This window comes from Bradyrhizobium sp. CCGB01 (genome assembly GCF_024199795.1).
GTDB lineage: Bacteria > Pseudomonadota > Alphaproteobacteria > Rhizobiales > Xanthobacteraceae > Bradyrhizobium.
In genome coordinates this window covers 2614232-2626712 of record NZ_JANADK010000001.1, presented here as the reverse complement: position 1 = coordinate 2626712, position 12481 = coordinate 2614232, and the positions used below count along the sequence as shown (strand labels likewise).

10 protein-coding genes are annotated in these 12481 nt (G+C 65.2%); 1 reads left to right on the top strand and 9 read right to left on the bottom strand.

The window, feature by feature from the left end:
• Positions 1-174 precede the first annotated feature (174 nt).
• The 9 genes from NLM25_RS11865 to NLM25_RS11825 all read right to left on the bottom strand — a co-directional run bounded on the left by NLM25_RS11865 (position 175) and on the right by NLM25_RS11825 (position 11034).
• Positions 175-2031, bottom strand: a complete 1857-nt coding sequence (locus tag NLM25_RS11865) for a bifunctional diguanylate cyclase/phosphodiesterase (protein ID WP_254137085.1) — start codon at positions 2029-2031, stop codon at positions 175-177.
• 264 nt (positions 2032-2295) lie between these two features.
• Entirely contained in the window at positions 2296-3033 is a 738-nt protein-coding gene (gene rpe, locus NLM25_RS11860; protein ID WP_254137084.1) for a ribulose-phosphate 3-epimerase, read from the bottom strand.
• Entirely contained in the window at positions 3030-3965 is a 936-nt protein-coding gene (cbbX, locus tag NLM25_RS11855; protein ID WP_254116971.1) for a CbbX protein, read from the bottom strand. The genes rpe and cbbX overlap by 4 nt, the downstream gene beginning before the upstream one ends.
• A 99-nt stretch (positions 3966-4064) precedes the next feature.
• Positions 4065-4472: a ribulose bisphosphate carboxylase small subunit gene (locus tag NLM25_RS11850; protein ID WP_254137083.1), complete on the bottom strand. Its 408-nt coding sequence runs from the start codon at positions 4470-4472 to the stop codon at positions 4065-4067.
• 11 nt (positions 4473-4483) lie between these two features.
• Positions 4484-5944 (bottom strand): form I ribulose bisphosphate carboxylase large subunit, encoded by a 1461-nt coding sequence (locus NLM25_RS11845; protein ID WP_254137082.1) that lies wholly within the window; start codon positions 5942-5944, stop codon positions 4484-4486.
• 31 nt (positions 5945-5975) lie between these two features.
• Positions 5976-7061, bottom strand: coding sequence for a class II fructose-bisphosphate aldolase (gene fba, locus NLM25_RS11840; RefSeq protein WP_254137081.1), 1086 nt, complete (start codon positions 7059-7061; stop codon positions 5976-5978).
• 12 nt (positions 7062-7073) lie between these two features.
• Positions 7074-9092: a transketolase gene (gene tkt, locus NLM25_RS11835; protein ID WP_254137080.1), complete on the bottom strand. Its 2019-nt coding sequence runs from the start codon at positions 9090-9092 to the stop codon at positions 7074-7076.
• Between the two features lie 16 nt (positions 9093-9108).
• Entirely contained in the window at positions 9109-9984 is an 876-nt protein-coding gene (locus NLM25_RS11830) for a phosphoribulokinase (protein ID WP_254137079.1), read from the bottom strand.
• Positions 9985-9996: 12 nt separating this feature from the next.
• Entirely contained in the window at positions 9997-11034 is a 1038-nt protein-coding gene (locus tag NLM25_RS11825) for a class 1 fructose-bisphosphatase (protein WP_254137078.1), read from the bottom strand.
• A gap of 117 nt (positions 11035-11151) precedes the next feature.
• On the opposite strand from NLM25_RS11825, the gene NLM25_RS11820 reads away from it, so the two are divergent.
• Entirely contained in the window at positions 11152-12129 is a 978-nt protein-coding gene (locus tag NLM25_RS11820) for a LysR family transcriptional regulator (protein ID WP_254137077.1), read from the top strand.
• Positions 12130-12481: the final 352 nt, after the last annotated feature.

Genomic DNA, 12481 nt, shown 5'->3' with positions numbered 1-12481 from the left:
GACCCTCCCTCGCATTGACTGAGCTTATTGCCCCGATTTGCGTCAGGCCGATGGCGGTTATGCAAAACATTTGCTGCGTGCGAAGTCCCGACCAACCTGGGTTAACGTCCAGCAAACGCGCAAGCCCGCATTGGTTCCTATCGGAGCACCCGAGCGTGGAACCCGGAGGGGATGCTAGGCGTAGCGGCGGCGCTCGACGGTGATGCCGATCAGTTCGAGATACCGTTCGATCGGCTCCGGCCGGCCGATGAGATAGCCTTGCATCTCTTCACAGGCCTCTCGTGCCAGGAAGGCCCGTTGCGCCTCCGTCTCCACTCCTTCCGCGACGACCGGAATGTGCAAGGCATGCGCGAGGCTCAGGACCGCGCGAACGATCTCGGCCGATTGCGGCGTCGCTTCGAGATCGGAGATGAAACTGCGGTCGATCTTGATCTTGTCGAACGGGAACGACTGCAGATAGGACAACGAGGAATAGCCGGTGCCGAAATCGTCCATCGCGATGCGGATGCCTAGCGCCTTCAGCCGGCGCAGCAGATTGAGCGCGCGAGTGAAATCGCCGATCAGCACGCCCTCGGTGATCTCGACCTCGAGCCGCGTCGGCGCGAGCCCCGTCTCCAGCAGGATCTGGTGGATGGAGCGTTCGAGGTCACCGGCCTGGAACTGGACCGGCGACAGGTTGACCGCGACCTGCAACGGCCGCGGCCAGGAGGCGGCTTCGCGGCATGCTTCGCGCAAGACCCATTCGCCGATCTGGATGATCAGCCCGTTCTCCTCGGCCAGCGGAATGAACTGGTCCGGCGGCACGAAACCGCGCGTTGGATGGTTCCAGCGCAGCAGCGCCTCGAAACCGATGATCTCACAGTCCATCCGCGCCTGCGGCTGGAAGTAGACGAGTAACTGGTTCTGCTCCACCGCCTGCCGCAGATCGTGCAACAGCAGCCTGCGGTCGCGCAGCTCCCGGTCCATCTCGAATTCGAAGAAGCGCACCGTGCCCCGGCCCTCCCGCTTGGCGCGATAAAGCGCGGAATCGGCGTTGGCGAGCAGCGTTGCCGCATCCACGCCGTCATCCGGATAGAGCGCGATGCCGACGCTCAGGCCGACATGGGAGAGATAGTCGTCGACCTCGAGCTCGTTACCGATCGCCTCGACCAGGCGCTCGCCGAGCGCCAGCACCGCTTCGCGGCAGACATCGTCCGGCATCAGGACCATGAACTCGTCACCGCCGATGCGGGCGACGAAGGCGCCATCGGCTTCCGCGGCAAGCCGCTCGGCCGCAGCCCGCATCAGCATGTCGCCGACGGGATGGCCGAACACGTCGTTGACCTCCTTGAAGCGATCTAGATCGAGGCTGAGCACGGCAAAGCTGGCCGACGCCTCCTGCGCCCGTTCCAGCCGCTCGCTCAGCGCCGCATTGAAGGCGCTGCGGTTCGGCAGGTCGGTCAGCGCATCATGCTGGGCAAGGTGGCTGATGCGTTCCTGGGTGGTGATGCGCTCGGTGACGTCCTCGATGATACCGACCAGATATTGCGGATCGCCGGCGCCGTCCGTGATCAGCATCTTGCGCGAATTGACGACGCGGTCGTGGCCCTTGATGCCGACTTCGAGCAGGTGCTCCTCGAGGAACATCGGCATGCCGGTGGCGACGACACGACGATCCTGCTCTTTGACCATGCGGGCGACGTCGGCCGGAAAGATCTCCTCGGGCGTCCTGCCCAGCATCTGTTCGCGCGGCAGGCCGTAATAGTGTTCGCCGGCGCGGTTCAGCAGGATGTAGCGCGAATCCTTCGCACGCTTTGCGAACACGGCGATCGGGATATTCTCGACGATGGTGTCGAGGAACTCGCGGGTCCGCAGCAGGTCTTCCTCGGCCTGGTCATGCGTCTGCGTGCGTGCGTCGGTCATCCGCCGGCGATCGCGGTCACTCGCCTCATAGGCCGCGCTGACGAACTCGCCCAGCTTGATGAGATCGACCTGCCCGGTCGCGTCGGTGGCACAGCGAAGCTGCTCGGCGAACAGGCGATGCATGCTCATGCCATCGCTCCACGCCGCGTGCGGGCCTCATGCCCGCAGATGTCTTCGATCCGCATCCCCGCGCTCTCTCAGCGTTGCTAAACCGCAGATTGAGAGGCACAGCATTGCGTGGTCGTTAATCGAACCTTCGTCTCGGACGCGTTGGTTACCCCGGCCTGAAGGAGCTGATCGCTTTTTTCAGCATTATCAGTGGAACCCCGGAGAAAGTGGCACACCCTGGCACAACCAGCCGACGCCGGCTCCCGCCGCGCCTTTTGTCGTATTCTACCGGACGAGCGCGGTCTCGCCGGCTCGCATCGTTTGCGCTGAACCATGTTGCAGCTTCGGAACCCTGCCGGCTTCCGCGGCCGCGCGGATGGCGGCGATGTTGCCTGCATAATCGGCGCTGCTCTTGCCGCGGAACACGGCCGAACCTGCCACGAGGGTGTCGGCGCCCGCGGCAGCCACAGCGGCGGCATTGTCGCGCGTAATGCCGCCATCGACCTCGAGCCGGATCGGCCGGTCGCCGATCATGCCTCGAACGCGCCTGATCTTCTCGATCTGGGAGTCGAGGAAGGACTGGCCGCCGAAGCCGGGATTGACCGTCATCACCAGCACGAGGTCGAGCCGGTCAAGCACGTATTCGATCGCAGCTTCCGGAGTAGCCGGACACAGGCTGACACCGGCCTTCTTGCCGAGTGCGCGGATGGCCTGGAGCGAGCGGTCGAGATGCGGGCCCGCTTCGGCATGAACGGTGATGACGTCGGCGCCTGCCTTTGCGAACGCCTCCAGATAGGGATCGGCCGGCGCGATCATCAGATGCACGTCAAAGATCTTCGACGTCGCCGGCCGGACCGCCTTGATGACGTCGGCGCCATAACTGATGTTCGGCACGAAGTGTCCGTCCATGACGTCGCAGTGGATCCAGTCGGCGCCGGCAGCATCAACAGCCGTGACCTCCTCGCCGAGGCGCGCGAAATCGGCGGCCAGGATCGAGGGCGCGATGAGGATTTCTCTCGTCATGGCTTCGCACTCCCCTGCGCGTCCGCACCACCGCTGAAGACGCGGCTCGCAAGGACATCCGCCGGATCGATCGTTTCGAGATCGGCGACATCGAGCATACGGTTGAGATCGGACACGAGGCGATCAGCCTGCCTGAGGCGGATACGATCGACCGCATTGCGGATCGAGCGCGCATTGGAGAAGAACGGCTGGGTCCGGCGCAGCGCGATGTATTTCTCGAACGCCTCGCGCGCGGCGGCCGAGAAGCGATAGCCCCGCTCCTTCAGCATCAGCTCGGCGATGACAAGCAGCTCGGCTTCCGCATAATCCGGAAATTCGATGTGATGGGCGATGCGTGAACGGAAGCCCGGGTTGGACGCAAAGAAGCTCGTCATCCGCTCGCCATAGCCGGCGAGGATCACGACGAGGTCCTCACGCTGGTTCTCCATCACCTGGAGCAGGATCTCGATCGCCTCCTGGCCGTAATCGCGCTCGTTGTCGGGGCGATGCAGATAATAGGCCTCGTCGATGAACAGCACGCCGCCCATCGCCTTCTTCAATATCTCTTTCGTCTTCGGCGCGGTGTGGCCGATATATTGGCCGACGAGATCGTCGCGCGTCACCGAGATCACCTGCCCGCGCCGCACGAAGCCGAGGCCGTGCAGGATCTTTGCCATACGCAGCGCCACGGTGGTCTTTCCGGTACCGGGATTGCCGGTGAACGACATGTGCAGCGTCGGCGGCGCTGAGGCCAACCCCGCACGCTGGCGGATGCGCTCGATCAGCAGCAGCGATGCGATCTGGCGCACGCGGTTCTTGACCGGCTTCAGGCCGATCAGCTCCTGCTCGAGCTGTTGCAGCGTGTCGGTGATCCCGGCCGCCTCGGCCTCCTTGCGGAGATCGAAACTGGTCTCGCTGCTTTCAGTAGTGGTCGCGTGGGGAACATCCAGCATGGGCACCTCGAAGAAAAGAGCTTCGCCGCGGGGGGAGCGGCGAAGCAGTGGTCCGCCAAGGAAAACGGAGCAGGGAGTGCTCCGCGCGGAGGAGAATGACTAGGTCGACGCGTGCGCGGCCGGCCGGCGCACGGTGGTGTAGCGGATCGCCCGTCCGCCCACCTCCTGCCGCACCAGCTCGAACTCGGCTTCCTGCGGCGGGCGGTTAACGAGGAACGAGATCCGCACCGATTCCCAGCCATGGCTGGAATCGAAACCACTGACGCGGATGTAGCGGTCGCCATAGACCCTGCGGCATTCGGCGAGCTCCATCATCACGCCGGCGGCGTCCTGGAGGTCGAACATCGGCAGGCCCCACATCTCCCAATAGGTGCTGCGCGGATGCGGATCGTCGGTGAACTCGATATTCACCGCCCAGCCGTTGGTCAGGCAATACTGCACCTGCTTATAGATCTGGTCGTCGGTCAGATCAGGCAGGAACGAGAAGCAGCCCTGGGTCAGTTTCATGTCTCATCTCCTCAAACGGTTTCCAGCGCGGTCGGCACAAAGTCCGGCGTGTCGGTGGATTGATAGTTGAAGGTGACGTCCTTCCAGACCTCGAGCGCGGCCTTCAGCGGCGTGCACGTCTCCGCCGCCCTGGCCAGGATCTCCGGACCTTCATGGACGTAATCGCGGCCCTCGTTGCGGGCGAGGATCATCGCCTCCAGCGCCACGCGGTTGGCGATCGCGCCGGCCGCAATGCCCATGGGATGGCCGATGGTGCCGCCGCCGAATTGCAGCACGACGTCCTCGCCGAGCAGATCGAGCAGCTGGTGCATCTGGCCGGCATGGATGCCGCCGGAGGCGACCGGCATCATCTTGTTGAGGCTCGCCCAGGACTGGTCGAAGAAGATGCCGTGCTCGAGCCTGGTCGGATTGAACTCCTCGCGGCAGACGTCGTAATAGCCGCGCGTGGTGTTGGGATCGCCTTCGAGCTTGCCGACCACCGTGCCAGCGTGGATGTGGTCGACGCCGGCGAGCCGCATCCATTTGGCGATGACGCGGAACGACACGCCGTGGCTCTTCTGCCGCGTATAGGTCGAGTGACCGGCGCGGTGCAGATGCAGGATCATGTCGTTGCGCCGCGCCCATTTCGCCATGGACTGGATCGCTGTGTAGCCGATCACGAGGTCGATCATGACGATGCACGAGCCGAGCTCCTTCGCGAACTCCGCGCGCTCGTACATGTCCTCCATCGTCCCCGCGGTGACGTTCAGGTACGTGCCTTTCACCTCGCCGGACGCCGCCTGCGCGCGGTTCACCGCCTCCATGCAATAGAGGAAACGGTCGCGCCAGTGCATGAAGGGCTGCGAGTTGATGTTCTCGTCGTCCTTGGTGAAGTCGAGCCCGCCCTTCAGCGCCTCGTAGACCACGCGGCCATAGTTGCGCCCGGACAAGCCGAGCTTGGGCTTCACCGTCGCGCCCAGCAGCGGCCGGCCGAACTTGTCGAGCCGCTCGCGCTCGACCACGATGCCGGTCGCCGGTCCCTGGAACGTCTTCACATAGGCGACCGGGAAGCGCATGTCCTCCAGGCGCAGCGCCTTCAGCGGCTTGAAGCCGAACACGTTGCCGATGATCGAAGCCGAAAGGTTGGCGATCGATCCCGGCTCGAACAGGTCGAGGTCATAGGCGATGTAGGCAAAGTACGAGCCTGGCGTGCCCGGCACCGGATCGACGCGGTAGCATTTGGCGCGATACTTCTCGGCGGCGGTCAGACGATCGGTCCACACCACGGTCCAGGTCGCGGTCGAGGATTCGCCAGCGACGGCCGCTGACGCCTCGATCGGATCCACGCCGTCCTGCGGCGTCACGCGGAACAGCGCGATGACATCGGTGTCCTTCGGCGTGTAGTCCGGCTCCCAATAGCCCATGCGCTTGTATTCCATCACGCCCGAGCGATATCTTTCCTTGCCGCGGACGGTTCCTGCGTGTGCATTCATGGCTCTCTCCTGCTCTTCTCTCTCTGAATGATTAGGCCGCGACCGGCTCGCGCGCGTCGATGCGCGGATCGAGCTCGCCCGCGCGGTACCGCCGCGCCATCTCGCTCAAGGGAACGACCTTGATCCGGCTGGCGTGGCCTGCGGTGCCGAACTGCTCGAAACGGTCGCGGCAGAGGTCGCGCATCGCGTCCATCGCCGGCTTCAGGAATTTGCGCGGGTCGAACTCGTTGCGGCTTTGCGCCGCGACCTTGCGGAACACCGCGGTCATCGCCAGGCGGCAGTCGGTGTCGATATTGACCTTGCGCACGCCGCTCTTGATGCCGCGCACGATCTCATCGACCGGCACGCCCCAGGTCTGCGGCATCTCCCCGCCGAACTGGTTGAACATGTCCTGGAGCGGTTGCGGCACCGAGGAGGAGCCGTGCATCACGAGATGCGTGTTCGGCAGCCGGTGATGAATTTCTTCGACCACCCGCATTGCCAGGATGTCGCCATCCGGCTTGCGGCTGAACTTGTAGGCGCCGTGAGACGTACCCATCGCGATAGCGAGTGCATCGACCTTGGTGGCGCGAACGAAGTCGACGGCCTGATCGGGATCGGTCAGGAGCTGGTCGTGGCTGACCTTGCCCTCGACGCCATGACCATCCTCCTGTTCGCCGCCGCCATGCTCGAGCGAGCCGAGCACGCCGAGCTCGCCTTCGACGGAGGCTCCGGTCCAATGGGCGAGATCGACGACACGGCGGGTGATCGCGACATTGTAGTCGTAGTCGGCCGCCGTTTTGGCGTCGGCCTTCAGCGAGCCGTCCATCATGACCGAGGTGAAGCCATGCGCGATGGCGGAGGCGCAGGTCGCCTCGTCATTGCCGTGGTCCTGGTGCATACAGAGCGGAATGTCGGGATAGGTCCGCTCCAGCGCGTCGATCATGTGCGAGAGCATGAGATCGCCGGCATAGCTGCGCGCACCGCGCGAGGCCTGGATGATGACGGGCGCGTCGACCTCGGCCGCCGCCTGCATGATCGCGATGCCCTGCTCCATGTTGTTGATGTTGAACGCCGGCACCGCGTAGCCATGGGTGGCGGCATGATCGAGCAGCTGACGAAGGGTGATACGGGCCACGAATAGTCCTCCTTATTGTCTCTTGCGGGCAATCGCCCGGCGGGCGGCTTCCGCAACGCTTTGCGACGTGATGCCAAATTCGCGGTAGAGCACCGGCGCCGGTGCCGAGGCGCCAAAGCCGCGCATGCCGACGAATTCGCCGTCAGCACCGATCCAGCGATGCCAATCGCCGGCGATGGCGGCCTCGATCCCGACGCGCGGCGCAGTGCCGAGCACGGCGGCGCGGTAGTCCTCCGGCTGCTCCTCGAACAGCGCGAAGCACGGCGCGGACACCACGGCCGCGCGGACGTGCTCGGCTGCGAGCAGGCGGGCGGCTTCCAGCGCGATCGAGACTTCCGAGCCGGTCGCCATCAACGTGACGTCGCGACCACCGTCCGGCGAGACGATGAGATAGGCGCCGCGCGCGACACGGTTCCTGCCGCGCACGTCGCTGCGGAATGTCGGCAGCGCCTGACGCGACAGGCAGAGCACGGAGGGGCGATCCTCGGCCTTGAGCGCGCAGTCCCAGGATTCCAGCGTCTCGACCGCATCGGCCGGGCGAAACACGAGCAAGTTCGGAATGACGCGGAGCGCCGCGAGATGCTCGACCGGCTGGTGCGTCGGACCGTCCTCGCCGAGGCCAATGGAGTCGTGGGTCATCACATGGATGACGCGCAGCCGCATCAGAGCCGCAAGGCGGATCGCCGGCCGGCTGTAGTCGGAGAAGGCGAGGAACGTGCCGCCATAGGGAATGAACCCACCGTGCAGCGCGAGGCCGTTCATCGCCGCTGCCATGCCGTGCTCACGGATGCCGTAATGGATGTAGTCGCCGGCGAATGCGTCGCGCTTGACCGGGGACTGCACCTTGGCATGCGTCAGGTTCGAATGGGTCAGGTCCGCCGAGCCGCCGACAAATCCGGGAATGGTCCCGGCGATGCCGTCGAGCACCTGTTGCGAGGCCTGCCGCGTCGCGAGCTTCGGACGCTCGGTGGCAAAGCGCTCGCGCAATTTCGCCGCCGCCTGGGCATAGGCGTCCGGCAGGGCAACCGCCTTGCCCTCGATGAAGAGGTCGCGCTGCTCGGGCGTCGCGCATTCATAGCGGTCGAGCCAGGCGAGACGCTCGACCTGCCCACGCTGTCCGATCATCCGCCAAGCCTTCATGATCGTGACAGGCACCACGAAGGGCTGATAGTCCCAGCCAAGGGTCCGGCGCGCCGCCGCCGTCTGCTCGGTGCCGAGCGGCGCGCCATGCGCCTTTTCGGTGCCCTGGCGGTCCGGCGCGCCATAACCGATGATGGTGCGGCAGGCGATCAGTGATGGCTTTGCGCTCTCGCGCTCTTCGGCAATCGCCTGCGCAACGGCTTCGGCATCGTGCCCGTCGACCCGGCGGACCGACCAGCCGGAGGCGGCGAAGCGCGCGAGCTGGTCGTCCGATGTCGCAAGCGAGGTCGGGCCGTCGATGGAGATGCCGTTGTCGTCGAACAGCACGATCAGCCGACCGAGCTGGAGGTGGCCCGCGAGCGAGATCGCCTCCTGGCTGATGCCCTCCATCAGGCAGCCGTCACCGGCGATCACATAAGTGAAGTGATCGACGAGGCCGTCGCCATGCCGTGCATTGGCCATGCGCTCGGCGAGCGCCATGCCGACAGCCGTCGCAATCCCCTGCCCCAGCGGGCCCGTGGTGGTCTCGACACCCGGCGTGTGGCCGTATTCCGGATGTCCCGGCGTCTTCGAGCCCCATTGCCTGAAGGCCTTGATGTCGTCGAGGCTGACATCGCCGCCGGTGAGATGCAGCAGCGCATAGAGCAGCATCGAGCCGTGGCCGGCCGAGAGCACAAACCGGTCGCGATCCGGCCAGTTCGGATGCGCCGAGTCGAACTTCAGGAAGCGCGAGAACAGCACGGTCGCGACGTCGGCCATCCCCATAGGCAGGCCGGGGTGGCCCGATTGCGAGGTCTCGATGGCGTCGACCGCGAGGAAGCGGACAGCATTGGCGAGATCGCTATGCGCGACGGCATAGAGGTCGGCTTCAGCATGGACGGAGATATTCATCGGATTCTCTCCTTGTTCACTTCAAGCTGCGTTTGCGCTCGATCAGCTGCATGATCAGCGGTGTCAGAATGAGCTGCATCGCCAGATCCAGCTTGGCTCCGGGACACACGATCGAATTCGCGCGTGACATGAAACTGTGCGGCAGCATCGAGAGCAGATAGGGGAAGTCGATGCCGCGCGGGTTCTTGAAGCGGATCACGACCATCGATTCGTCCGGCGTCGGGATCCAGCGCGCGATGAACGGATTGGACGTGTCCACCGTCGGCACGCGCTGGAAGTTGATGTCGGTCTCGGTGAATTGCGGGCAGATGTAGTGGATGTAGTCGGGCATCCGCCGCAGGATGGTGTCGGTGACGGCCTCGGTCGAATAGCCGCGCGCGCTGCGGTCGCGGTGCAGCTTCTGGATCCATTCGAGATTGATGACCGGCACGACGCCGATCTTGAGATCGGCGTAGCGCGCGACATTGACCTTGTCGGTGACGACGGCGCCGTGCAGGCCCTCGTAGAACAGCAGGTCCGAGTTTTCCGGCAGCCGTTCCCATTCGGTGAAGGTGCCAGGAGCCGCGCCGTGCAATGCGGACTCCTCGGCGTCGTGGACATAGTGCCGCGTCGTCGCGGTGCCGGTCTCGCCATAGTCGCGGAAGGCCCGCTCTAGCTCCTCGAACAGGTTGGTCTCGGGGCTGAAATGACTGAAGTGCTTGTTGCCGCGGTCGGCCTCCTTCGCCATCTGCGTGCGCATCTCGGCGCGGTCATAGCGATGGAAGGCGTCGCCCTCGATGTAGACGGCGTTGACCTTCTCGCGGAAGAAGATCTGCTCGAAGGTCTTCTTGACCGAGGTGGTGCCGGCGCCGGAGGAGCCGGTGATGGAGATGATCGGATGCTTCCTGGACATGGAATGCCTCGCTCACAGCCGGAAGAAGCCGCGCCGCGCGAACAGCGGTGCGGAGACGCTTGCGACAAGCAGCGGATCGCAGTGCAATTCCTCGACGCGCCGCACCTCGTTGCTCGAGCCCATGATCAGCGGCACGCGCTGGTGCAGGCTTTGCGCCGAGAGGTCGAGGATGCGCTCACGTCCAGTCGAAGCCGAGCCGCCTGCCTGTTCGACGATCATCGCCATCGGGTGGGCCTCGTAGGTCAGGCGCAGGCGCCCGTCGCCGTAGCCGGGGCGCGCGTCCGACGGATAGAGGAACACACCGCTGCGAGTGAGGATGCGATAGGCGTCCGCGACCAGCGAGCCGATCCAGCGCATGTTGAAATTGTGGTTGGCGGGCCCTTCGACGCCGGCAAGACATTCGTCGACGAAGGCGCGGACCGGCGAATCCCAGTGGCGGCGGTTCGAGGCGTTGATCGCAAACTCTTCGCACGTCTCGGAGATCTGCACGGCGCTGCGCGCGAGGCGGAAGCAGCCCGCCTTGCGGTCGAGCGTGAAGATGTCGACGCCGTCGCCGAGCGTCAGCACCAGCGAGGTCTGTGGCCCGTAGGTGACGAACCCCGCGGCAAGCTGCGCCGAGCCGCGCTGATGGAAGGCGAGAGACAGGTCATCCGGCGCGGGCAGGATCGAGAAGATCGTGCCGACGGTCATGTTGATGTCGATGTTGGAGGAGCCGTCGAGCGGATCGATCGCAACACAGATTTTTGCTTCGCGGTCGCCGATTTGCGCCTCGCGCATCTCCTCCGACGCCAGCGCTGCGATTGGCAGCTTGCCGAGACAGCGGCGCAGGATGGCATCCGCCCGCACGTCGAGATCGCGCTGGAGATCGCCGTCGCTGTTGCGGCCGGTGGTCAGGCCCGATGCGTCCGCGAGATCACCGGTGGCGATGAGGTCGGCGATCTCGATCGCGGCCACCGCGATGGCATCGACTGCCGCGGCCACGGCCAGCGCATGGGGTGCGGTCTCGGAGTACCGCTGAAGGTGGTCGTCCAGCCTGAGTTGCCCGGTCATCTGCGTCCATCCCCTTGCTGGCGCCGCATCCAGTCCCCCCCGCGGGAGGTCGGTGCGGTCAGTCCCAGCACGATGAGATTGACAGGGGCGGCTTAATAAGGAAAATTTCTAATCATAATGACCGTCAAAGATTTTTCTTATAATGGCCCCGGCCATGCGGCAGCCCAGCTCCGGCATCTGACGATCCGGCAGCTTCGCTCGCTCGCGGCGCTCTCGGCGAAGGGCAGCGTCACCGCGGCCTCGAGCCAGCTCGGCCTGACCCAGCCGGCGGTCACCCAGCAGCTCCGGCAGCTTCAGGACCTCGCCGGCCTGCCGCTCGTGCAGCGGACCGGCGACGGCATGCTGCTGACTGAGGCCGGCCGGGAGGTGCTGGCGCTCGCCGAGCGCGTCGAGGCCGCCATCACGGACTGCCAGGGCGCACTCGATCTGCTCGCCGGGCGGACCGGCGGCACGGTGCATCTCGGCGCGGTCTCGACCGCGAAATACTTCGTGCCGCATGCGATCGCGGCGTTCTCGAAGCGGCATCCGAAGATCGAGATCAAGCTCACCATCGGCAATCGCGAGGACATCCGCGAGGCCATGCACGGCTACGATCTCGATTTCGCGGTGATGGGTCGGCCACCGGCCGACGTCAGCGTCGACGTGCGTCAGCTCGGGCGCAATCCGCACATCATCGTCGCGCGCAAGGGGCACTGGCTGGAGAAGGATTCAGGCCTCAGCCTCACCGACCTCGTGCACGAGACCTTCCTCACCCGCGAGCCGGGCTCCGGCACGCGCACGCTGATGGAGGGCATGTTCCAGAAGTCGGATCTCGAGCCGATCATCGGCATGGAGATGAGCAGCAACGAGACCATCAAGCAGGCGGTCATTGCCGGGCTCGGCATCGCCTTCATCTCGGCCCACACGGTGGCGCATGAGCTCGCCGAAGGCCGCCTCATCGTGCTCGACGTCGCCGGCCTGCCGATCGTCCGGCAGTGGTACGTGATCCGCCGCAGCGACAAGGTGCTGCTGCCGCCGGCACAGGCAATGTTCGATTTCCTGGGCTCCGAGGGCTCGAACTATCTGCCCGACGTGCCCGAATTCGGCGCGCAATAGCCCGCCGACGCTCAGGCCATCAGCTTCATCGCGATCGTCGCGGCCAGAATGACGATGATCTGGAGCAGACGCTCCGTCGTGAAGATGCGGTTGAAGGTGGTCATCTCTGCTCCGGCCGACGTCGGATGTCTGGACGGGCACGTTGCTATCATACGCGGGCGGCAGGGAAACTCCGTAATCGCCACAGGTGCTACCCGCACTGCGCCCGCGGAACCCGACGAGTTTCGAACGATTCAAATCGCGCTGCGCGGAATGGCCGCACGGTCACCGTGTTCATGCACGCAGTGACTCGTGTGCACGGATGCGCCTTGCCCCGCATCCGGCCACGCAATGGGGAATCCGGGCGAGTTTT

Bases quoted from the DNA above. Each gene is read 5' to 3' on its own strand.
- NLM25_RS11825 (WP_254137078.1), bottom strand. From the start codon at position 11,034: ATGACCGGGCAACTCAGGCTGGACGACCACCTTCAGCGGTACTCCGAG.
- NLM25_RS11845 (WP_254137082.1), bottom strand. From the start codon at position 5,944: ATGAATGCACACGCAGGAACCGTCCGCGGCAAGGAAAGATATCGCTCG.
- NLM25_RS11850 (WP_254137083.1), bottom strand. From the start codon at position 4,472: ATGAAACTGACCCAGGGCTGCTTCTCGTTCCTGCCTGATCTGACCGAC.
- NLM25_RS11830 (WP_254137079.1), bottom strand. From the start codon at position 9,984: ATGTCCAGGAAGCATCCGATCATCTCCATCACCGGCTCCTCCGGCGCC.
- tkt (WP_254137080.1), bottom strand. From the start codon at position 9,092: ATGAATATCTCCGTCCATGCTGAAGCCGACCTCTATGCCGTCGCGCAT.
- cbbX (WP_254116971.1), bottom strand. From the start codon at position 3,965: ATGCTGGATGTTCCCCACGCGACCACTACTGAAAGCAGCGAGACCAGT.
- NLM25_RS11865 (WP_254137085.1), bottom strand. From the start codon at position 2,031: ATGAGCATGCATCGCCTGTTCGCCGAGCAGCTTCGCTGTGCCACCGAC.
- NLM25_RS11820 (WP_254137077.1), top strand. From the start codon at position 11,152: ATGACCGTCAAAGATTTTTCTTATAATGGCCCCGGCCATGCGGCAGCC.
- rpe (WP_254137084.1), bottom strand. From the start codon at position 3,033: ATGACGAGAGAAATCCTCATCGCGCCCTCGATCCTGGCCGCCGATTTC.